This is a genomic window from Nocardia sp. NPDC051981 (genome assembly GCF_040680715.1).
GTDB lineage: Bacteria > Actinomycetota > Actinomycetes > Mycobacteriales > Mycobacteriaceae > Nocardia.
This window is the reverse complement of record NZ_JBFAXK010000028.1, coordinates 61,107-82,799: the sequence shown is the minus strand read 5'-3', so window position 1 is coordinate 82,799 and position 21,693 is coordinate 61,107. Positions and strand designations below refer to the sequence as shown.

Annotated in this window: 21 protein-coding genes; 12 read left to right on the top strand and 9 right to left on the bottom strand. The window is 68.3% G+C overall.

Annotation, left to right across the window (positions count from 1 at the left end; translation table 11 throughout):
• The first annotated feature begins 59 nt into the window (after positions 1–59).
• The 5 genes from glmU (at position 60) to AB0L60_RS34655 (ending at position 4,566) form a co-directional block, all read left to right on the top strand.
• Positions 60–1,562, top strand: a complete 1,503-nt coding sequence (glmU, locus tag AB0L60_RS34675; protein ID WP_364623057.1) for a bifunctional UDP-N-acetylglucosamine diphosphorylase/glucosamine-1-phosphate N-acetyltransferase GlmU — start codon at positions 60–62, stop codon at positions 1,560–1,562.
• A complete protein-coding gene (locus tag AB0L60_RS34670; RefSeq protein ID WP_364623054.1) occupies positions 1,559–2,539 on the top strand; it encodes a ribose-phosphate diphosphokinase in 981 nt (326 codons plus the stop codon). The genes glmU and AB0L60_RS34670 overlap by 4 nt, the downstream gene beginning before the upstream one ends.
• A 245-nt stretch (positions 2,540–2,784) precedes the next feature.
• Positions 2,785–3,117: a hypothetical protein gene (locus tag AB0L60_RS34665; protein WP_364623051.1), complete on the top strand. Its 333-nt coding sequence runs from the start codon at positions 2,785–2,787 to the stop codon at positions 3,115–3,117.
• Between the two features lie 68 nt (positions 3,118–3,185).
• A complete protein-coding gene (locus AB0L60_RS34660) occupies positions 3,186–3,926 on the top strand; it encodes a hypothetical protein (protein ID WP_364623048.1) in 741 nt (246 codons plus the stop codon).
• A 1-nt stretch (position 3,927) separates the two neighbouring features.
• Entirely contained in the window at positions 3,928–4,566 is a 639-nt protein-coding gene (locus AB0L60_RS34655) for a DUF2461 domain-containing protein (RefSeq protein ID WP_364623045.1), read from the top strand.
• Between the two features lie 18 nt (positions 4,567–4,584).
• Here the strand turns inward: AB0L60_RS34655 and egtD are convergent, their stop codons facing one another.
• From egtD to egtA, 4 genes are read right to left on the bottom strand one after another with little or no spacing between them, the layout of a single operon-like run.
• Positions 4,585–5,556 (bottom strand): L-histidine N(alpha)-methyltransferase, encoded by a 972-nt coding sequence (gene egtD, locus AB0L60_RS34650; RefSeq protein WP_364623042.1) that lies wholly within the window; start codon positions 5,554–5,556, stop codon positions 4,585–4,587.
• Positions 5,553–6,632, bottom strand: coding sequence for an ergothioneine biosynthesis protein EgtC (locus AB0L60_RS34645; protein ID WP_364623039.1), 1,080 nt, complete (start codon positions 6,630–6,632; stop codon positions 5,553–5,555). The genes egtD and AB0L60_RS34645 overlap by 4 nt, the downstream gene beginning before the upstream one ends.
• Positions 6,632–7,975 carry an ergothioneine biosynthesis protein EgtB gene (gene egtB, locus AB0L60_RS34640; protein WP_364623036.1) on the bottom strand — a complete coding sequence of 448 codons (1,344 nt, stop codon included), beginning with the start codon at positions 7,973–7,975 and terminating at the stop codon, positions 6,632–6,634. The genes AB0L60_RS34645 and egtB overlap by 1 nt, the downstream gene beginning before the upstream one ends.
• Entirely contained in the window at positions 7,972–9,264 is a 1,293-nt protein-coding gene (gene egtA, locus AB0L60_RS34635; RefSeq protein ID WP_364623033.1) for an ergothioneine biosynthesis glutamate--cysteine ligase EgtA, read from the bottom strand. The genes egtB and egtA overlap by 4 nt, the downstream gene beginning before the upstream one ends.
• Positions 9,265–9,550: 286 nt before the next feature.
• Here egtA and AB0L60_RS34630 point away from each other — a divergent pair, with 286 nt between their 5' ends.
• Both AB0L60_RS34630 and AB0L60_RS34625 read left to right on the top strand, forming a co-directional pair.
• Positions 9,551–10,738, top strand: coding sequence for an aminotransferase class V-fold PLP-dependent enzyme (locus tag AB0L60_RS34630; protein WP_364623030.1), 1,188 nt, complete (start codon positions 9,551–9,553; stop codon positions 10,736–10,738).
• Positions 10,739–10,825: 87 nt separating this feature from the next.
• Positions 10,826–12,472: a fatty acyl-AMP ligase gene (locus AB0L60_RS34625; protein WP_364623027.1), complete on the top strand. Its 1,647-nt coding sequence runs from the start codon at positions 10,826–10,828 to the stop codon at positions 12,470–12,472.
• A 28-nt stretch (positions 12,473–12,500) separates the two neighbouring features.
• Here AB0L60_RS34625 and AB0L60_RS34620 read toward each other — a convergent pair whose 3' ends face one another.
• Positions 12,501–14,120, bottom strand: a complete 1,620-nt coding sequence (locus tag AB0L60_RS34620) for a peptide chain release factor 3 (RefSeq protein WP_364623024.1) — start codon at positions 14,118–14,120, stop codon at positions 12,501–12,503.
• Between the two features lie 97 nt (positions 14,121–14,217).
• Positions 14,218–14,787: a TetR/AcrR family transcriptional regulator gene (locus AB0L60_RS34615; RefSeq protein ID WP_364623021.1), complete on the bottom strand. Its 570-nt coding sequence runs from the start codon at positions 14,785–14,787 to the stop codon at positions 14,218–14,220.
• A 97-nt stretch (positions 14,788–14,884) separates the two neighbouring features.
• On the opposite strand from AB0L60_RS34615, the gene AB0L60_RS34610 reads away from it, so the two are divergent.
• A complete protein-coding gene (locus tag AB0L60_RS34610) occupies positions 14,885–15,550 on the top strand; it encodes a lysophospholipid acyltransferase family protein (protein ID WP_364623018.1) in 666 nt (221 codons plus the stop codon).
• A gap of 98 nt (positions 15,551–15,648) precedes the next feature.
• Here AB0L60_RS34610 and AB0L60_RS34605 read toward each other — a convergent pair whose 3' ends face one another.
• The gene (locus AB0L60_RS34605; protein ID WP_364623015.1) at positions 15,649–15,891 is read right to left on the bottom strand and encodes a hypothetical protein; all 243 of its coding nucleotides are present in this window, start codon (positions 15,889–15,891) and stop codon (positions 15,649–15,651) included.
• A 425-nt stretch (positions 15,892–16,316) separates the two neighbouring features.
• Here AB0L60_RS34605 and AB0L60_RS34600 point away from each other — a divergent pair, with 425 nt between their 5' ends.
• Complete coding sequence (locus AB0L60_RS34600) at positions 16,317–16,916, top strand: 50S ribosomal protein L25/general stress protein Ctc (protein WP_364623013.1); 600 nt, start codon at positions 16,317–16,319, stop codon at positions 16,914–16,916.
• 25 nt (positions 16,917–16,941) lie between these two features.
• Complete coding sequence (pth, locus tag AB0L60_RS34595) at positions 16,942–17,523, top strand: aminoacyl-tRNA hydrolase (protein WP_364623010.1); 582 nt, start codon at positions 16,942–16,944, stop codon at positions 17,521–17,523.
• Positions 17,524–17,586: 63 nt separating this feature from the next.
• Here pth and AB0L60_RS34590 read toward each other — a convergent pair whose 3' ends face one another.
• Together AB0L60_RS34590 and AB0L60_RS34585 are read right to left on the bottom strand one after the other, a co-directional pair.
• Positions 17,587–18,108, bottom strand: coding sequence for a nuclear transport factor 2 family protein (locus tag AB0L60_RS34590; RefSeq protein WP_364623007.1), 522 nt, complete (start codon positions 18,106–18,108; stop codon positions 17,587–17,589).
• An 83-nt stretch (positions 18,109–18,191) separates the two neighbouring features.
• Positions 18,192–19,073, bottom strand: a complete 882-nt coding sequence (locus AB0L60_RS34585) for a DUF4393 domain-containing protein (RefSeq protein WP_354836060.1) — start codon at positions 19,071–19,073, stop codon at positions 18,192–18,194.
• 157 nt (positions 19,074–19,230) lie between these two features.
• Here AB0L60_RS34585 and AB0L60_RS34580 point away from each other — a divergent pair, with 157 nt between their 5' ends.
• The gene (locus AB0L60_RS34580) at positions 19,231–20,742 is read left to right on the top strand and encodes a hypothetical protein (protein ID WP_364623004.1); all 1,512 of its coding nucleotides are present in this window, start codon (positions 19,231–19,233) and stop codon (positions 20,740–20,742) included.
• Positions 20,733–21,632, top strand: a complete 900-nt coding sequence (locus AB0L60_RS34575) for an Abi-alpha family protein (RefSeq protein WP_364623001.1) — start codon at positions 20,733–20,735, stop codon at positions 21,630–21,632. Before AB0L60_RS34580 ends, AB0L60_RS34575 begins: the two co-directional genes overlap by 10 nt.
• Positions 21,633–21,693: the final 61 nt, after the last annotated feature.

Sequence of the window (21,693 nt, the reverse complement as noted above, 5' to 3'; positions counted from 1 at the left end):
CCACTGTGGCCCAGCACAACCTGACTCAGCACACGATGACCGGCAGCCGAGGGAGATCCATGCCACAGCAGACCGCCGTCGTCGTTCTCGCCGCCGGAGCCGGAACCCGAATGCGGTCCAAGACACCCAAGGTGTTGCACCCGCTCGCCGGTCGGAGCATGCTCGCGCACGCGCTGCATGCCGCGCACGAGATCGACCCGACGGCGCTCATCACCGTGATCGGTCACGATCGCGACCAGGTCGGCGACGCGGTCGGCAAGGTGGGAGCCGAACTGGGCCGCCAGATCACCCTGGCGGTGCAGGAGGAACAGCGCGGTACCGGGCACGCCGTGCAGTGCGCGCTCGCCTCGCTGCCGGAGAACTTCGACGGCGACGTCCTTGTCACCTACGCCGACGTGCCACTGCTGGACGGGCACACCCTGCACGCGCTGCTCGACGAGCACCGCAGCTACTCCGACGGATCCGCAGTCACCGTACTGACTTTCGAGCCCGAGGACCCCAACGGTTACGGCCGCATCGTGCGCGACGCCCAGGGTCACGTGCTGGAGATCGTCGAGCACGCCGACGCCAGCCCGGCGCAGGCGGCCATCACCGAGGTCAACTCCGGGGTCTACGTCTTCGACGCGGCCGTGCTGCGAATCATGATCTCGCGCATCGATACCGCCAACGCCCGGCATGAGCTGTACCTCACCGACGTGCTCAAGCTGGCCCGTGAGGCCGGACATCCGGTGCACGGCGCGCGGCTCATCGATTCCGCCAAGGTCACCGGCGTGAACGATCGGGTCCAGCTGGCCGGCGCGGCCCGCACCCTCAACCGCTACATCCTGGAACGGCACATGCGCGCCGGGGTCACCATCATCGATCCGGGCAGCACCTGGATCGACAGCAATGTGGTGATCGGCCGCGACGCCGTCATCCGGCCGGGCGTACAACTGTTGGGCGACACCGTGATCGGCGAGGACGCCGAGATCGGACCGGACTGTACGCTCACCGACGTGACCGTCGGCGACGCCGCCAAGGTGGTGCGCACGCACGGCGAGAAGTCGAGCATCGGCCCGGGCGCGAGCGTCGGCCCCTTCGCCTATCTGCGGCCCGGCACCTCGCTCGGCGCGGAGGGCAAGATCGGCGGCTTCGTCGAGACCAAGAACGCCACCATCGGCGCGCACTCCAAGGTCCCGCACCTCACCTATGTCGGCGACGCCACCATCGGCGAATACAGCAATATCGGCGCGTCCAGCGTTTTCGTCAATTACGACGGGGTCAAGAAGCACCACACCACGGTCGGCTCGCACGTGCGCACGGGCAGCGACACCATGTTCGTCGCGCCGGTCACCGTGGGTGACGGCGCGTATTCGGCGGCGGGTACTGTACTGCGCAGAAGCGTTCCCCCGGGAGCGCTCGCGGTGTCGGGTGGAGCACAACGCAACATTGAAGGCTGGGTGCAGCGCAATCGCCCCGGCACCGATGCAGCCCGCGCGGCCGAAGCGGCGCTCGCGGCTCTCCCGGATCCGCCGGGAACCACCGAGATATCCAACGAGCAAAAGGATGGCGAACGTCAGTGACCGCGTTCTCTACCGATAACCAGAAGAATCTGATGCTGTTCTCGGGGCGCGCTCATCCTGAGCTCGCCGAGGCGGTGGCCAAGGAACTCAACGTTCACGTCACTCCCCAGACCGCGCGCGACTTCGCAAACGGTGAGACCTTCGTCCGGTTCGAGGAATCGGTCCGCGGCTCCGACGCTTTCGTGCTGCAGAGCTTCCCGGCCCCGCTGAACCAGTGGGTCATGGAGCACCTGATCATGATCGACGCGCTCAAGCGCGGTTCGGCCAAGCGCATCACCTCGGTGCTGCCGTTCTACCCCTACGCCCGTCAGGACAAGAAGCACCGCGGCCGCGAGCCCATCTCGGCCCGCCTGATCGCGGACCTGCTCAAGACCGCGGGCGCGGACCGCATCATCACCATCGACCTGCACACCGATCAGATCCAGGGCTTCTTCGACGGCCCGGTCGATCACATGCACGCACAGGTGCAGCTGGCCGAGCACATCCGCAACAACTACGACCTGTCCAACATCACGGTCGTCTCCCCCGACGCCGGCCGCGTGAAGGTCGCCGAGAAGTGGGCCAACTCGCTGGCGGACGCGCCGATGGCATTCATCCACAAGACCCGCGACCCGCTGGTCCCCAACCAGACCGTCTCCAACCGCGTGGTCGGTGAGGTCGAGGGCCGCACCTGCATCCTGATCGACGACATGATCGACACCGGTGGCACCATCGCCGGCGCGGTCAAGGTGCTCGAGCAGGCCGGCGCGGGCGACGTGGTCATCGCCGCCACCCACGGCATCCTGTCGGACCCGGCCGCCGAGCGTCTCGCCAGCTGCGGGGCCAAGGAGGTCGTGGTGACCAACACCCTGCCGATCGACGAGGCCAAGAAGTTCCCGACGCTGACCGTGCTGTCGATCGCCCCGCTGCTGGCGCAGACCATCCGCGAGGTCTTCGAAAACGGTTCCGTCACCGGCCTTTTCAACGGGAACGCATAACCGGGACTCTCGTAGGCTCTCAGGGGCTCCGCCCCTGAACCCCCACGGCAACCGGGGCTCTGCCCCGAACCCACCGGGGCGGCCATCACAATCGTTTCAACGAGCGCCCCTCCCACTTCCGGGAGGGGCGCTTCTGTGCGAAATGGGGATGGCAATGGATGTCCGTTTCTGAAGGTAAGCGGTAGCGTTGGATCGAACTCAGGGGTTGCTACTGGTGCGCTGACTGCGCGGAGAGGTGGTGCCGAATGGCCGGCCGGCCCGACGAGGACGATGCCCGCCTGATGGACGAGATCTTCGACACCGATCAGGTCTTCGACAGCGATGTCGACAACCTCGACTACGACCTGGGCGACGACGATCAGGAGGACGAGATCCGCGAGTACACGCGGTTCATCACCGATCCGCCCGAGGACCTCGTCATCCGCGACCGCGAGAGCGCCGACACCGGCAGGCTCGGCATCGGAGCCGAACTCGACCAGGAGTGGAGCCGCCGGCGGCAGCGCGAGGAGTTCGTGGCCGAGGACGACCGGCCCGCGGAGGTCGCAGCCATGGACATCGTGGAGGAACTCGGCGATTAGGACTGTTGCGTAGCACGTCCCGCAGAGAGATATCCCTGAAGACGCACACCACGATCGAGGAGGGCGCGATGAGCACGCCGCCGCACGAGCCCGGCAAGCCGTCCGACGAATCCGGCACCGGACCGGCCGACATGTTCAAGAAGGAATCCGACACGCCAGCGGCGGACACGCCGAAGGACGCCTCGGGCGCTCGGCCCAGCGACGAACCGCCGCAGGACGACATCACCTTCCGGTACATCCCGGGCACTCCCCCGCCTCCCGGTCAGCCCGACCCCACTCAGTCCGATCCGGCCGCGCAGTCCGAGCCTCCACCGGCCCAGCAGCAGTACCCGGCGGGCGGGATGTACGGATACCCGCCACAGGGCGATCAGCCACCGGCCGCCTACCCGGGCGGCGGCTTTCCGCCCTACCCGAACGCTCCCTACCCTCAGGGGTCGCAGCCTTCTTACCCCCAAGGTGCGCAGCCGCCGTACCCGCAGCAGTTCGGACCCGGTCAGGAGCCCTACGGTCAGCAGCAGCCCCACGGTCAGCCGTACCAGCCGTATCCCGGTGGCGCGAATTTCGGTGCGCCGCCGCCGCGCAGCGGGCCGCAGACCTTCTCGATCATCGGATTCGTCTGTGCGGTCATCGCGCTCATCTTCTGCCCACCGCTGTTCGGCATCGCGGGCATCGTGCTCGGCGTGATCGGGCACAGCAAGGGCGAGCCGCTGGGCAAGTGGGCCGCGGTCGCCTCCGGGGTGGCGCTGGTGCTGGGCATCATCATCGGGGTCGCGATCTACGGCTCCGGGGTCATGCCGAACACTGATTGACATGACCGCATTCACCGGATTCCCGCTCGCCGGACTCGACTTCTACGAGGATCTGGAAGCCGACAACAGCAAGACCTTCTGGAACGCCCACAAGCAGGTATGGGAGGAGTCCGTCCGGGATCCGATGAAAGCGCTTGTCGCCGAGCTGGAACCGGACTTCGGCGAGGCCAAGATCTTCCGGCCGTACCGGGATGTGCGCTTCGCCAAGGACAAGTCGCCCTACAAGAACCATCAGGGCGCGGTGGTGTACAGCGCGCAGTACTCCGGCTGGTACGTCCAGATCAGCGCTGCCGGACTGCGGGTAGGCGGCGGCATGTACGCCGCCGAGAGCGCCCAGCTGGCCGCGTTGCGGGCCGCCATCGACGACGAGGTGCGCGGGACGGAGCTGGAAGGGCTGATCGCACGGCTCGTCTCGGCCGGATACCAGATCGGCGGGGACAAGCTGGCGACCAAACCCAAGGGCTACGACATCGATCACCCGCGCATCGAGCTGCTGCGGCACAAATCCCTCACCGCCGGAAGGGATTTCGGCGCACCCAAGTGGCTGAGCACCCCGCGCGCCGCCCGGGAGGTCCGGGCGGCGTGGGAGGAGATGCGGCCACTCATCGAGTGGCTGGCGGCGGTGACGGCGCAGAAGTAGCCGCCACCGCCCGCATACCTACCTGCGCTCGGCGAGCACCAGGGCGAACCGCTCGGCGGGATCGGTCCACACCAGCTCGGTGGTGAAACCGGCTGCGTCCAGCTCGCTTTCGAGGACCTCGCGGCGGAACTTGGCGGAGATCTCGGTGCGCAGCTGCTCGCCCGCCGCGAAATCGACGGTCAGGTCGAGCTGCGGGATGTGGACGGCCATGGCCTCGGTGGCTTCGAGGCGCATTTCGATCCACTCCCGCTCGGCGTCCCAGATCGCGACGTGCCTGAACTTCTCCGGTTCGAAGTCCGCGCCCAGCCGGGTGTTCAGGACATGCAGCACATTGCGATTGAATTCCGCGGTGACACCCGCGGCGTCGTCGTAGGCGGGGACCAGGACCGCCGGGTCGATGACCAGGCCCGCGCCGAGCAGCAGCTGCTCGCCCGGTTCCAGGACATCCCGGATGCCGCCGAGGAATTCGGCGCGCTCTGCGGGGATCAGGTTTCCGATGGTGCCGCCCAGGAAGGCGACCATACGGCGGCCGCCGCCGGGCAGGTTGTCGAGGGTGGCGGTGAAATCGCTGACCACGCCGTGCACGCCCAGGCCGGGGAACTCCGCGGCCACCTCGTCCGCCGCCATCCGCAGCGCCGAGACCGAGACATCCTGCGGCACATAGCTCTTCAGCGGACCCTCGGCCTGCAACGCGTTGAGCAGCAGCCGGGTCTTGGCCGCCGAGCCCGCGCCGAGCTCGACCAGCACCTCGGCCTGCGCGGTCCGCGCGATCTCGCCGACCACCCGTTCCAGCAGGGCCCGCTCGGTGCGGGTCGGGTAGTACTCGGGCAGCTCGGTGATCTTCTCGAACAGCTCGCTGCCGCGCGCGTCGTAGAACCACTTGGGCGGCAACCACTTCGGTTCCGCGGTCAGCCCCTGTCGCACGTCCGCGCGCAGCGCGGTCGTCAAATCCTCGTCGGTCAGATGAATTTCCAGCGTAGCCGCAGTCATGAGCCAGCCTTTCCGATCTCGATATCCAGTGGTTCCACCGACACCCGCCCGTCCCGCACGCTCAGCAACTGCCGATCGGCAATCGGCCGCCACCGCGGATCGTCATCGAACGGTTCCGAGGCCACCAACACGAACCCGTCGGTCTCCAGCACCGACAAAGAGTGATGCCACGTCGTCCCCCAAATCCCCGCCCCATCCCCCATCAGCAAGTTCAACCGCGCGCGGGGCGACCGCGCCAGCACTGCCGCCATCACCAGCCGCAATACCTCCCCCGGATCTCTCGTCCGCGCGCCGTGGAGCGCCGCGCCGGCCGAGCCGTCGGAGGTCGTGGCCGACCCCCAGGTCCGAACCTTCGGCGCTGCACCGGAAGCCGAGGTGACACCGATCGACGACCGGGACGTCACCGTCGCGCCGAAACTCCGCGATTCGCCGATGCCCGAATGCTCGACGCCCACAGTGGTGTCGCCACCACCGTCGAGCAGTCCGCGCAGGATCACCCACAGGGCGGCGGAGTCGGTCAGGGACTCGGCCTCCAGGAGCGGTGGCGAACCCAATTCGGCGGCAACCGCACTCAACGCCCGCGGCCAGTCGGGGATCGCGCCGTTGTGGCTGAAGGCCCAGCGGCCGTGGGTGAACGGGGCGCAGGCTGCTCGCTCCACCGGCATTCCCACTGTGGCGGAACGGATCGCGGCCAGTACTGCTCCGGACCGAATCTGCGGCAACACCTCGTCGACCGCCGGATCCGTCCAGATCGGTGCCGCATTGCGATACCGGCTGACCACCGGATCCACATCCGCGGCGACGGATCCGGCCTGATCCGCCTGAGCGCCGACGGATTCCGCCGCAGCCCGGATATCCGCCGCCGTGCCGCCGTGCCAGACGACGCCGGGTCCGTGGTCGGGCGCGGCGGCATCGGGGTGGTGCCACCAGGCGACGCCGAAACCGTCGGCGTTGATGGTGCCCCCGCCGCGCATGTCGCGCGGAGCCCAGGATTGGGTACGCAGGGAATTCGAGCCCCGGGTCAGGAGCACCCCTACCGGGGTGGGTGGGCCCAGGTAGGCGAGGTGACGGCACATCAGCGCTCGTCCGATCGCAAGTCCCGGGCGAGGCGGAAGCCGGCGAAGATCTGGCGGCGGATCGGGTGATCCCAGTTGCGGAAGGTGCCACGGGAGGCGACCTGGTCCGCGCCGAAGGAACCACCACGCAGGACGCGGTAGTCGCCGCCGAAGAAGACCTCGGAGTATTCCCGGTACGGGAAGGCGCGGAAGCCCGGGTAGGCCTCGAAACCCGAAGCGGTCCATTCCCAGACGTCGCCGATCAGCTGATGGACACCGGCCGGGGACGCGCCCGCGGGGTAGGCTCCGACATCGGCCGGCTCCAGGTGGTGCTGGCCGAGATTCGCCAGGGTATCGGTGGGATCGATGTCGCCCCAAGGGTATCGGCGGGAGCGGCCGGTGGCCGGATCGAAGCGGGCGGCCTTCTCCCATTCCGCCTCGGTGGGCAGGCGCTTGCCAGCCCAGTTCGCGTAAGCCTCGGCCTCGAACCAGCAGACGTGCACCACCGGCTGGTGGGCGCGCAGCGGCTGCATGGTGCCGAAAACCCGACGCCACCAACGCCCTCCGGCGTCCTGCTCCCAGAACTGGGGCGCGGTCAGCCCCGCCTCCACGCGGTGCGCCCAGCCGCGTTCGGACCACAGCTCGGGCCGCTCGTAGCCGCCGTCGTCGACGAAGGCCAGATACTGCTCGTTCGTGATGGGCGCGGCGTCGATGGCGAAGGCGTCGACGTGCACCGGGTGCGCGGGCCGCTCGTTGTCCAGCGCCCAGGGATCGGAGTCGGTGCCCATGATGAATTCGCCTGCGGCAATGACGACTTCACCGGTGACCGCCACCCGCGCGGCGGGGGTGGGCGGGGCGGACAGCACGGCTTCGCCGGTCCGCAACTGATGGGTGGCGAGCATGGTCTCGTCGTGCTGCTGCTCGTGCTGAGCGATCATGCCGAAGGCGAAACCGTCGTGGACCAGGTCATTGCCGCGTAAGGGGCTGCGGTCCAGCACATCCCACACCTTGTCCCGCACGGTGCCGACATAGTCGCGGGCCTGCGCCGGATCCAGCAGCGGCAGCGCGGGCCGGTCCGCCCGCGCGTGCCGGAAAGCGTCGTAGAGGTGATCGATGTCCTGCCGCACGGGTTCCCGCCCGCCCACATCGCGCACCAGCCAGAGTTCCTCCTGGTTGCCGATGTGCGCGAGATCCCAGACCAGCGGGCTCATCAGCCGCGAGTGCTGCGCGACCAGTTCGGCCTCGTCGACGCACTCGGTCAGTCCGATGGTCCGCCGGCGTGCCCGTTCCAGCGCGTCCGCGATCCGTCCGCGCAACGCCTCGGTCTCCGCCCGATCCGAACCCGGCAGATGCTGAACAGTCATGAGAGAACTTCCGATTCTGTCGGGGTGCGGCCGCTGCGACATCGGTCGGCCGCGGCAGCCAAATCCTTGGCCGCCTCGGGAGTGGCGGCATGCGCGGTGGCCAGGTCGAGCAGGGCGACCGCGGCTGCCCGCAGCTCCGCGTCGGCCAGCCCGCGGCGGGCGGATTCGGACCAGAGATCCGCGGTGGAGGCGGCCAGAGCCGTTGCCTCCGTGATGGTTCCGGGATCGGACAGCAGCGCGTCGATGGCATGCACCGGCACCGACCACCCGTCGCCCGGCTGCGTGTCGAGGTAGCGGACCTCGAGGTGCCCGGCCGCACGGACCGGCGGGAAGAGGGTAGTGAGGTGGTAGTCCAGATCCCCCCGGTCCGGGCGGCGGCCGATCTCCTCGTCGAGCGCCCCGCACAGCCAGTCGGCGAAGGTGGCCCCCGGCGGGGCCGACCAGTCACCGGCCTGCGGGTCCAGCGACCGCACGCACAGCAGCGGCACGTCCAGCGCCCAGCGCGCGTACCCGGTGATCGGGTCGGCCCAGTCGTGCACGGGCGGCCGGGTGCGGAGCTGATCGAGCCGCTGCCAGGCCCGCATGCGCTGCGAGGCCCAGTCACCGGGCGGGGCGGTGTGCAGCCCCGGTGAGCAGGCGAAAGCGGCCAGCAGGGCCGGACCCACGGCGTACAGGACCTGCCAGCGGGCGGCGATCTCGGCAGGATTCGCGCCCGCGTCGACGCTCACCTGGGTGGCGGCGGTATTGCACATCATGAGCGCGCCGAATGGGCCGATGCCGGCGAAGGACCGCTCCATGGCCCGATAGCGCGGCAGCTGCAGCACACGAAGCGGCCGCCGAGTGGCATCGGCGGCGGCGGAAATAGTTCGGATTTCGCGGGATTCGAGCAGCTCCCGCAGGCGTATCGAGTCTGCCCGCAAGCGCTCGCACAGTTCGGCGGCGGTGCCGAACGGGGCACTGGACAGTTCGATCTGACCGCCGGGTTCGAGGGTGACCCGGCTGCCTCCCGGCAACGGAACGGCCGGGGAATCGGGGGAAATGGACCGTGGCGCATACGGTCCGAGAGCGTCCGCGAGGACCCTCGGGTCCGGACGCGAGTTGGTCGCCGAAAGTTCACCTTGCGCGGTGAGCCACTCCAGTTCGGCGCCGATGAGCAGCGGTGGGCCTTGTTTGAAACAGACTTTTCCGACGTAAGCCTCGGCGGCGGCGCGTGACGTGAATTCGCCGCCCGGCTCCGATTCGGCCAGGCCACTGTGCAGCACATCGGTCGGTGACGCCGTGACAGCCATTGCCAACCTCCGTCTGATGCGGTCGCCGCTGGGGATCGCACGGCGACCCAAACAAGAGTAGCGAGCGACGGTGACAAGAAATCTGACGAAATGGAGAACGCCTGCAGAGGAACAGCCGATTCCCCAACCTGCCAATCAGGGCCGCACCGAGAGCACGATGGCCCCGGCATCGCGGCGTTCCTCCAGCTCACGATGCGCATCCGCGGCCCGTTCCAGCGGATGGCGGGCATGGATCCGGGGCCTCGGCTCACCACGGCCCGCTGACGCGGTGGATAGGGTCGAACGTGTGAGAGACAACGCCACACTGGACATCGCCCGTCTGCGCGCCGACACGCCGGGGTGCCGGAATCAGGTCTTTCTCGACAGCGCCGGGTCCTCGCTCCCCCCGCGGATCGTCGTCGACACCGCCATCGACCACCTGCGCCGCGAGGCCGAGATCGGTGGCTACCGCGCCGCCAACGAGCGCATCGACGACCTGCACGGCGTCAAGACGGCCATTGCCGAACTGATCAATGCCGACCCGGCCGCGCTGGCCCTCAGCGACAGCGCCAGCCGCTCCTGGAGCGACTTCTTCTACTCGGTTCCGCTGAGCCCCGGCGACCGCATCCTGATCTCCGGCGTGGACTACGGCAGCAATGCCATCGCCGCCCTGCAGCGCGCCCGGCAGACCGGCGCGGTCGTCGAGGCCATTCCCAGCGACAGCAGCGGGCAGCTCGACCTCGACGCCCTGGACGCCATGATCGACGAGCGCGTGAAACTGGTGTCGCTGGTACATGTTCCGACCAATGGCGGCCTGGTGAACCCGGTCGCCGAGGCCGCCCGCATCGCACACCGGGTCGGTGCGCTGGCGCTGCTGGACGCGTGCCAGTCGGCCGGTCAGCTGCCACTCGATGTCGCCGAACTCGACGTGGACGCGCTGTCCGCCACCGGCCGCAAGTGGCTGCGCGGCCCGCGTGGCACCGGATTTCTGTATGTGCGGCCCGACCTGGCGCTGAGTCTCGAGCCCGGCCGGCTCGACCTGCACAGCGCCGAGTGGATCGCCCCCGACGACTACGTGCTCTCCCCCGACGCCGGTCGCTTCGAATTCTGGGAATGCTCGGTCGCGAGCCGCCTCGCGCTGGGCGCGGCCGTGCGCTACCTGCTCGACCTGGGTCCGGCGCAGGTGTACGCGGCGATCGCCGAACGCGCCGAGTACCTGCGCAAGGCCCTGCAGGAGATTCCCGGCGTCGACGTACGCGACCGGGGCATCCAGCACGCGGGCATCGTGTCCTTCACCGTCGACGGCCTGGAACCGGTCCAGGTGCGCGATCGGCTGGCCGCCGAGGCCATCACGGTGACGGTCAGCCACCGCGGCTCCACGCTGCTCGATATGACCGCCAGAGAACTGAACTCGGTGGTCCGTGCCTCCCCGCACTGCTTCGTCGACTACCAGGACCTGGATCGCTTCGTCGGGGCGGTCAGGACCTTCGTCTGACCGCCGCCCAAAACTCCGAAACGGTTAACAGCCCGCACCGGGCGCGGGATCATTTGAGGTGCTGGTTCGGCGTTTGAGGAGTCGATCGTGAGCCGATTCACCGACGAAATGTATGCCACCGCCCGCGTTTCCCGGAGAGGGCTGGTGACCGGTGAACCGGATGCGCCGGTGCGGGACGACTGGGGCCGGATCCATGACATCGCCCGCCGGATGGCCGGCGGCCTGACCGCCGCCGGGATCGGCCCGGGCGACGCGGTGGGCGTGCTGGCCGGCATGCCGGTGGACATCGCGCCCGCCTGCCAGGCGGTGTGGATGCGCGGCGCCTCGATCACCATGCTGCACCAGCCGACCCCGCGCACCGATCTGCAGGTGTGGGCGCACGACACCGAGACCGTGCTGGGCATGATCCAGGCGCGGGCCGTCATTCTGGGCGCGCCGTTCGAGATCGCGGAACCGCTGCTGCGCGAACGCGGTATCGCGGTGGTGACCATCGCCGCCATGCGCACGGGCGAGCCGATCGAGCCGGTGCCGACCGGCGAGGAGGATATCGCCCTGCAGCAGTTGACATCCGGATCCACCGGGTCGCCCAAGGCGGTGCAGATCACGCACGGCAACTTCTTCGTGAACGCCCACGCCATGTTCGATCGGGTGAAATTCCAGCTCGACGACGACGTGATGATCAGCTGGCTGCCGCTGTTCCACGACATGGGCATGGTCGGATTCCTCAGCGTGCCCATGCAATTCGGCGCCGAAGTGGTGTGCGTGACCCCGCTGGACTTCCTGACCCGCCCCATCCTGTGGGCCGAGTTGATCTCGAAATATCGCGGAACCGTCACCGCCGCACCGAATTTCGCGTATTCGCTGCTGGCCCGCCGACTGCGGAACGCGGCCGACGGTGCGGTCGATCTGAGCAGCGTCCGTTACATGTGGAACGGCGCGGAACCCGTCGAGGCCGACACCATGGACGCCCTCGCCGAGGCCGGAAAACGCTTCGGCCTCAACCCCATGGCCCTCACCCCCGTCTACGGCATGGCCGAGACCACCCTGGCGGTCTCCATCCCCGATCCGGGCCTCGGCCAGGTCCTCGACGTCGTCGACGCCGACCTGCTGGAGGCCCTCGGCAAGGCCGTCCCCATCCGCGATCCGGAACACCATCACGGCGGGGTGCGCCGCCTGCCGACCCTCGGCTACCTGGTCGACAACCTCGAGGGCCGGATCGTGGACGCCGAGCGCCGGCCCCTCCCGGTGCGCAGCGTCGGCGTCATCGAATTACGCGGCCCCGCGGTCACATCCGGATACCTCACGGTGGACGGCTTCCGCGCCGCGCAGGATCCCGAGGGCTGGCTCGACACCGGCGACCTCGGCTACTTCACCGACGACGGACTGGTGGTGGTGTGCGGCCGCATCAAGGACGTCATCATCATGGCGGGCCGCAACATCTTCCCCACCGACGTCGAGCGAGCGGCCCTGCGCGTCAAGGGAGTTCGACCCGGCAATGCGGTGGCCGTGCGCCTCGACGCCGGACAGAAACGCGAAAGCTTCGCCGTCGTAGTCGAATCCAACGATCACCAGAATCCCGAGGAGGTACACCGCATCGAGCACGACATCGTGCACGCGGTCTTCTCCGAGGTTGGGGTCCGGCCCCGCAGCGTGACCGTTCTCGGCCCGGGCGCGTTGCCCAAGACCTCCTCCGGCAAGCTCCGGCGCTCGGCCACCGCCACCCACCTCGGCTGAACCGACCCGGGGTGGGTCGCGGCACCGGCTATTCGGTTCCGGCGACCAGGAGTTCGAGGGTCAGCTTCGGCATCTCCTTGGTGATGTACTGCAACCGCCACTTGTCGCTGAACAACGCGAGCAGCGCGCCGTCGGTGCGGGTGAAGACCTCGACACCGCGCTGACGGTTCAGTTCCTCCGCCGATTCCGCGTCGGTGCGCCGGGCCAGCTGGTACGGCAGGTGATCGAGCTGGGTCTCGACATTGAACTCGGATTGCATTCGGGCCGTGACGACTTCGAACTGCATGGGACCGACCGCGGCCAGTACCGGCGACTGGTCACCGCGGGCGTCATTGCGCAGCACCTGCACCACGCCCTCCGAGTCGAGCTGGTCGATAGCCTTGCGGAACTGCTTGTACTTGCCCGCGGTCTGGGCCCGCAAGGTCGCGAAGTGCTCCGGCGCGAAGGACGGGATCGGCGGGAACTCCACCTTCTTGTCCACGAACAGGGTATGCCCGGGAGCCAGCGCGGTGGCGTTGACCAGACCGACCACGTCACCCGGGTAGGCGGTGTCGACGGTGGTGCGCTCGCGGCCGAACACCGTCAGCGCGTACTTGGTGGCGAAGGGCCGCCCGGTCTGCGCGTGGGTCACCACCATGCCGCGCTCGAACTCACCGGAGACGATGCGCATGAACGCCAGCCGGTCGCGGTGCGCGGTGTCCATGCCCGCCTGCACCTTGAAGATGACAGCGCTGAACGGCGCGGTGGTATCGCGCGGATTGCCCTTGATGTCCTTGCGGCCGCGCGGCGGCGGCGCGAGCTCGACGAGCGTGTCGAGCAGCTGGCGCACACCGAAGTTCAGCATGGCGGAGGCATAGATGACCGGCGAGGTGTGCCCGGCCAGGAACAGTTCCTGATCGTGGTCCTGCCCCGCGGCCGAGAGCAGTTCGCTCTCCTCGGCGGCGGTGGCCCACACATCGCCCTCGCGCTCGGCGGCCTGCTCGGGCGTGAAGTGCTCCTCGGGGGCGATGGTCGCGCCGCCCGCGGTGCGGGTGAAGTGGATGTACTCGGTGGGCGTGCCCTCCTCGCCGCGGCGCAGCAGGCCGCGGAAGTCGCCGGCGATGCCGACCGGGAGGAACAGCGGGGTGGGGGTCAGACCGATGCGCTCCACGATCTCGTCCAGCAGTTCCAGCGGCGCCTGGCCCGGGCGGTCCCACTTGTTGATGACGGTGATGACCGGGATGCCGCGATCGCGCGCGACCTGAAAGAGCTTGAGCGTCTGCGGTTCCAGGCCCTTGGCGGCATCGATGAGCATGACCGCAGCGTCCACCGCGGTGAGCACGCGGTAGGTGTCCTCCGAGAAGTCGGAGTGGCCGGGGGTGTCCACCAGGTTGATGACGCAGTCGCCGTACTCGAACTGCAGGGCCGTGGAGCTGACGGAGATACCGCGCGCCTTCTCCATCTCCATCCAGTCGGAGACGGTGGACCGGCGACCGGCCTTGCCGTGGATCGCGCCCGCCTCGGAGATCATCTTGGCGTGCAGCGCCAGCGCCTCGGTGAGCGTCGATTTACCCGCGTCCGGGTGGGAGATCACCGCGAAGGTGCGCCGCCGCGCCGCCTCGTCGGCCAGCCGACCGGCGGTAGCTGAGGGGGCAGTCGGGGAACTCACGGAAGACTCCTTTTTGTGCAGACGAGGCAACCGCCCCAGGGTACGTGACCGGCCCCTCTGCCCGACCGGCCGGTCCAGCGCCGTCCGGTCCGGCACGCTATTCGCCGATCTGCCCGGCGAGGTGCCGGGCGACGGCCTGCGCGACCAGCGCTTCGATATCGGTCCCCGGCGCGATCGCCTCGATACTGCGATTCGCGACCACCACCGCGATACCGTGCAGCTGGGTCCACAGGCTCAGGGCCCGCTCGTCCGCGCCGTCGCGCACGCACTCGGCGACCAGCGCCCGCCAGCTGGCGAACATGGGCAGTGTCGTGTTCACCCGCAGGTTCTCGCCCGCGCCCTCCAGCAGGTCGTGGCGGAACATGAGGGTGAACATCTCCGGCCTCGCGGCCGCGAAACCGATGTAGGCCAGGCAGGTGCGCCGCACTCGCGCCGGCGCCGTATCACCCTGCACCGCATCGATTTCGGTCCGCAGGTCGGTGTAGCCACGCGCGGCGATGGCAGCCAGCAGGGCACTGTGGGTGGGGAAGTATCGCCGGGGGGCGCCGTGCGAGACCCCTGCCTCGCGGGCGATGGCGCGGAGGCCGAGCTCGCCGGAGCCGACCTCCTCGAGCAGGGCGACACCCGCGGTCACCAGGCGTTCCCGCAGCGGCTCGAGTGCAGTCATGCGTCACATTCTCCCGATAAGGGTAGACAGTGTCTACTCCGGTCCGGTAGGAACAGTGAGTAGACATTGTCTACGGCCACGATTCGGGAGGCATTCCATGTGGTACTGGCTACTGAAGCAGGTATTGGTGGGGCCGGTGCTGCGACTCCTCGGGCGACCGAAGATCGAAGGGCTGCACCATGTCCCGAAGGACGGCCCGGTGATCATCGCGGCGAACCATCTGGCCGTGGTGGACTCGTTCTACCTGTGCCTGGCGCTGCGCCGCAGGGTCACCTTCATCGCCAAGCAGGAGTACTTCACCGGGAGCGGCTTCCGCGGCTGCATCAAACGCTTCGTCATGAACGCCACCGGCCAAGTGCCGGTGGATCGCAGCGGCGGCACCGCGGGATCGGATTCACTGGCCGCCGCGGTCCGCATTCTCAGGTCGGGCGGCATCTGGGGCATTCACCCGGAGGGGACCCGCTCACCCGACGGCCGCGTCTACCGCGGACGCACCGGCGCGGTCCGGGTGGCCATGGAGACGGGCGCTCCCGTCATCCCGGTCGTGCTGTCCGGCACCGATCGGGTCAATCCGCGCAATCGGCGTTTCCTGCGTCCGGCGAAGGTGGGCATCTCCTTCGGTCACCCGCGCTATATCCCGCCCGCCGATCCGCCGGCCGTGCGCCAGGCCACCGACGACCTGATGGCGGATATCGTGCGCCGCTCCGGCCGCCCGTACGTCAATTGCTACGCGGCCACGTTCAAGGCCGCAGACGCCGCGTAATCGACAGGGCCGGGTATATCGAGACCGCCCGGTAAACAGAACGGCCGGTTGCTCGGACCCCCGCGCGGGTTCCGTGCAACCGGCCGTCAGCCGGAACGTCAGCCGACCGAGGTAGCGGTGCCGCTGGCCGTCGAAGTGCCGTGGGCGCCCAGGCTGCTCAGAATGTTGTTGACGAGCGGGCCCAGGCTGGTCGAGCTGCTGCCGGTGCTGGTTCCGCCCGGGGTGGACGGGGGGCAGTTGGCATTCGAATCGGCCGCGGCGACCGGGGCGGTGAGGGCGACGGTGGCGGAGACGGCGGCGATGCCCACGGCACTCAGACCGAACCGGCGGATGTTCTTCATCAAACTGATCCTTACTCGGAAGACACGCTACTGAGCGTGTCGTTCGAATTGCCCGGCGCCGGAAATGGGAGCGCATTTCCCTATGGCGCAAAGCATTCCCCGCGAGGCGGAGTGATGCGAAATAGTAGTGTGTCAGATTGCGGGAAACAAGAGTGAAAACATTCCTGTGCAATTCCTGGGAACGCACGCCCCGCACCCGGTCGCCGAGGGGGTGCGGCAGAGCCGTTCCGGCCGCGTGTTAGAGTCTTCAGGTTGTCTCGGCGAGGGTGTGGCACCCAACTGCCCACCGTGATCGACGCGGCTCGGCCTATACGGCCGTCCATGTTGGTCTTCGCCGACGAGCAGACCAACCTCAGCCAGGGCGGCCCCGTCGCCTGGCGACACGCTGACATTACAGCCGGACGAGCCGTAGGGAGTAGACAGTCATGTCCGACGCCAACCTTCTCGAAGCCACCGTACGCACCGAGTTCGGCAAGGGTGCCGCCCGCCGTACCCGCCGCGACGGCAATGTCCCGGCCGTGCTCTACGGCCACAACGAGGAGCCGCAGCACCTGTCGGTGAACGCCCAGGCGTTCGCCGCCATCCTGCGTGAGCACGGCACCAACGCCGTCCTGAACCTCGACATCAACGGCAAGAAGCAGCTGGCGCTGACCAAGTCGGTCGTCGTCCACCCGATCCGCCGCTACATCGAGCACGCCGACCTGCTGATCGTGCGCCGCGGCGAGAAGGTCACCGCCGACGTGCTCGTCGCCCTGGTCGGCGATGCCGCCGCCGGCACCCTGGTCACCCAGGACGCCACCACCCTGTCCATCGAGGCCGAGGCCCTGAACATCCCCGAGTCCATCGAGGTCTCGATCGAGGGCGCCGAGGCCGGCACCCAGATCACCGCCGGCCAGATCGAGCTGCCGAAGGGTGTCACCCTGGCCGGTGACGCCGAGGCCCTGATCGTCAACATCATCGCCGCCCCGGCCGCCGCCGCCGAGGAAGAGGCCGAGGCCGCCGCTTCCGAGGAAGCCGCGGAGTAACTCCCTACTCCCACAACGGTTCTCGATGACCGAGGCAATGGCCGGGCCCGCGCTGGTGGTCGGTCTGGGCAATCCCGGATCCGAATACGAGCGCACCCGGCACAATGTCGGTTTCCTGGTCGCCGATGTGCTCGCGGAGCGTGTCGGCGGCCGCTTCACCGTGCACAAGAAGTCCGGCGCGGATCTGCTCGAGGCCCGCCTGGACGGGCGCAAGGTGCTGCTGGCCAAGCCGCGCACCTACATGAACCTGTCCGGGCGGCCCGTCGCGGCGCTGGCCAAATTCTTCTCCGTGCCCGCCACCGAGGTGATCGTCGTCCACGACGAGCTCGACCTCCCCTTCGGCGCCATCCGCCTCAAGCGCGGCGGCGGCGAGGGCGGGCACAATGGGCTGCGCTCCATCTCACAGGCCCTCACCACCAAGGACTATCTGCGCGTCCGCTTCGGCATCGGCCGCCCGCCGGGCCGCCAGGATCCCGCGGACTACGTCCTCAAGCCCTTCTCCGCGCCGGAACGCAAAGAGGTTCCGGTGATCGTCGAGCAGACCGCCGACGCGGTCGAACTGCTGCTGCGCGTGGGCTTGGAAACCGCGCAGAACCAGCTGCACTGACGCGCAACGCATTCGGCGGCGGCGATAGTGACACGTTCGGCGCGGTGAGCACGGCCGGTGCCGTCAGCCGATCGTGCCCGTCCCCTCCGAGCTGGGTTCGGTGCGCGGCGATTCCGCGGGTTCGCGAGCGATGAGCCCCCAGCGGCTCGAGGTCAGGCGCAGGCTGGGCAGATCCGACAGGGACAGCACCACCTCATAGGTGCGCTCGTATCCGGTGTGCGCGATGCGCCACTGCCCGTCGTCGCAGCGGACGTAACGGTCCGAATAGAACGCCGCGCCGCGGAGCAGCATGTTGTGCCCAGGGATGAGGACGGTGTCGGCCAGGTACCAGGTGCCGGTCGCCTCGTCGCCGTGAACGTCGATTTCCGGGTGGTCGCAGCGGTGTTCGGTGATGACGTGCGGGCCCAGGGTGTTGCGCATGAAGGCCAGGAAGGCGTCGCGCGATTCGAACTGGAGGTACTCGCTGTAGGTGGCGGTGGCCTCCGGAATCATCGTGTCGGCGAACTCCTCCCACGCCTTCGTGTCGAGCGCGCGCAGGTAACGGAACTTCAGCCGGCTGATCGCCGCGACGGCATCGGAATCCATACCTTCAACCATCCCATCAGGTGTAGGAAACCTTCAGGGATCGGCACGGATTTGTACCGGATCGCTATCAGCCGGATACCGACTCAGCCGTTGATGCTGAAGCAGGTGTTGCAGAAATCCTCGCCGAACTCGGTCAGTCGCAGACTCTTTCGCACGATCTTGGGCACGCGACCGGCCTTTTTCAGCGCCTGCTCCACGACCGGCTGCACCTCGAGCACCATGTATCGCGACAAAACGACCGGATCTTCCGAGGTCATGGTGAGGCCGAGGCGGTTCAGATTGATCAGGTAGTGCCGGGCCCGGTCGGGGTAGCGGACGCCGGACTGCTCCGGAACCGAGGTCAGGTCCCCTGCGACCAGTTCGGAACCGATGCCCAGCGGCCGGTTGGTGCGGACGTCCACCGACGGCTGCGGACCCTGCAGCGCCATGAAGCGCAGAATCCGAGCCTCGTCGGGGGCCAGCTGATCGAGGATCCGGTCGTAGGCCGGGTGCACGTCCTCGGTGAAATAGACGTCGGCGGACCGGGCCAGCAGCGCGTCGCCGCGCCGGCGCAGGTCCTCGTTGGTGACCGAGCGCACCAGGCCGTTGGTGATGGCCGCCTGCGGCGCGCCCATGGGAGTCGGTACGTAACTGACGATCTCGCGCACCGAACCCTCGGTGACACCGAGCGCGCTGCGCGCGATGGACCGCAGCGCCGCCCCCGTGCGCTCGGCGATATCGGCCGACGACTCGCCGTCCAGCGCGGCCTGGGTCAGCTGTTTGGTGATCTCGAAGCTGGTGCCGACCGCCCACTCGGTCCCCCGCACCGCGGTGCCGACCGCCAGGCCGGCGGCCCGGAAGGCGCCGCGGATCAGCCGGGCCTCATTGCTGATCTGCCGCTTCTCCACATCCGAACTGCGTTCCACGGCACGGGGTCCCGGACGGGCCACGTCCTGCCCCGGGATCCTGTCTTCCGCCACGTCCATCTCCGAATATCGCCAGGTGAACACAATCGTCCACAGATTATTGCCCCCGACGGACCTTCGGGCACGTTGAACCCGCGAGCCAGACGAAGGTTACCCCAGTCGACGTCCGCCGCAGAACGACGCACATGACCCCCAACACGACCGCACAGGGCGCGATATGGATGTGGTCCGTGCCATTCTCGTGTTCCTATCGAGAGAGAGGAACATCGAGCCCGGCCAGTGTGACCGAGATCTCCGACTCAGACACTCCCCGCTGGACTCGATTCCGAAAGAACCAGTAAGGTCCGAACCGCCGAGGGGTTGTCAACGCCAACGGCGGTGCGTTGCGGGTCGGCAGGAGGGTGTCGTGTTGGAAAGTGTCTTTGGGGTGCGTCCGACCATCCTCTTGGAATTGATCACCATCCCGTTGTTCACGGGTGTGATCGGCTATATCACCAACTGGACCGGTGTGCTCATGCTGTTCAAGCCGATCCGGTTCCACGGATTCCGGCTGCCGGGGCTGGCGGCGTTGTTTCCATTGCTGCCCAAGCGCATTCAGGTGCTGCCGTTGCTGCAGTACGACGGCCGGATCGGCTGGCAGGGGATCGTGCCGTCGCGGGCGGACAAGATGGCCAGCATCGCGGTGGACAAAGGGCTGGCGAAACTCGGCAGCGTCGCGGATTTCTATCGGGAACTGGAACCCGACAAGCTCGCTGAACATTTTGTTGAAATTGCGGACCTTCAGATTCGCGACATTGTCGAGGACATCCTGAAGCGCGAACATCCGCAGCTCTGGTACAACCTGCCGACCGGTCTGCGTGAGATGGTGCACAGCCGCGTGCGCGAACAGTTGCCCGATATTCTCCGGGAGCTCACCGATGAACTCGGCAAGAACATCGATCAGCTGCTGGACGTCAAGTCGATGACCATTCGCTACTTCCAGGCACGGCCGCAGATGCTGAACTCGGTGTTCCAGGTGCTGGGCGCCAAGGAACTGCGATTCATGCAGAACTTCGGCTTCTACTTCGGTGCGCCCATGGGTCTGGTTCTGGTCGCCATCCTGCATTTCACCGGCTGGTCGTCACTGGTGGTGCTGCCGGTCGGCGGGGTGATCATCGGCTGGGTGGTGAACTGGATCGGCATCAATCTGATCTTCGAGCCGGCCTACCCGAAGTGGTGGTGCCCGTGGCGGCAGGGCCTGCTCATCAAGCGGCAGCCGGAGATCACCGAGGGGTACGCGGCCCTGGTGGCCAGCGAGATCATGACGGTCGCCAATATCGGTGACGAGCTGCTCAACGGGCCGCGCGCCGACCGCACCATGCAGATGCTCCAGGACACCCTCAAGCCGGCGGCCGACCGGGCGCTCGGACCGGCCCGGTCGGTGGTCAAGTTCGCGCTGGGCAGCCGCGAGTACGACTCGCTGCAGGACACCTTCACCTCCGAGGCGATGACCATCGCACCGATCGCCTTCGCCGACCCGGCCTTCAATGTCCAGCAGGGCAAGCAGGTGCAGGAGTACATCGCCAAACAAATGTCGGCGCTGCCCCCGCCGGAGTTCGTGGACATGCTGCGTTCGGCCATCAAACAGGACGAATGGCTTTTGTTCGTCCATGGCGGCGCGCTGGGCCTGTTCGCCGGTTACGCTCACCTCCTGATCTTCGGAACAGGAGTGGCCACCTCATGGATATGACCGACCCGTCCACCGGTGGGCGCGCCGAATCAGGTTCGGGCGAGGACGATCCCGCCGATACCGGCACCGACATCGCTGTTCGCCAGGCCGCGCCGGTGCCGATCGACACGACCGAGCGCCGGGGCGCGGCCGGGCCGGTGCGCGCCGCCACCGGGGTGGTGCGAGTGGCGATGTCGGCCGCGGTCGAGGCGAGCTTCTGGAGCCTGCAGACCGCGCTGGGCGTGACCTCGGTGGTGCTGCGCGGCAGCATGGCCGGGCAGCCGCCGCGCGAGATCCTCTCCGATGCCGGTGCGCAGGTGCGGCATTCGGTCCGGCAGGCGCTGGGCGTAACCGCGCCCGAGGCCGCCGAGATCGCCCCCGAGTCCAGCCCCGCCAGCGTGCTGCGCGCCCGCGGCGCCGAATTGCTGCGCCGCTCCGCCGATTTCCACACCGAGGACGACAACCACCATCACACCGCCTACGCCCGCATCCTGGGCGAGCTCGCCCCCGACGAGGCGCGCGTGGTGCGGCACCTGTATCTGGACGGGCCGCAGCCCGCGGTGGAGGTGAAGACCGGGCGGACCGCCTACCGCGGCGTTTTCAACCTGCTGGGCGAGGATGCGGCGCTGCGGTATCCGAACCGGATCGACGAATATCTGACGAATCTGGACCGGCTGGGCCTGATCGACATCACCCGCGAGGCGCTGGGCAATCCGAACCGCTACCAGTTGCTCGAGGCCATGCCGGAGGTGCGCCGGCTGCTCAAGCGAGCCAGCTTCGGCACCAAGGTGATGTACCGGACCATCGAATTGACCTCGTTCGGCGCGGGATTCACCCGCACCTGCCTGCCCGTGCCCTCGCTGGACCCCCCCGCCTCCCCGGGACTTCAGCGGGCGGCAGGGGAGCCGTAAAGCGCCATGCTCCCCCGCCTCCCGGGACTTCAGCGGACGGCTGGGGAACCGTAAAACGCCA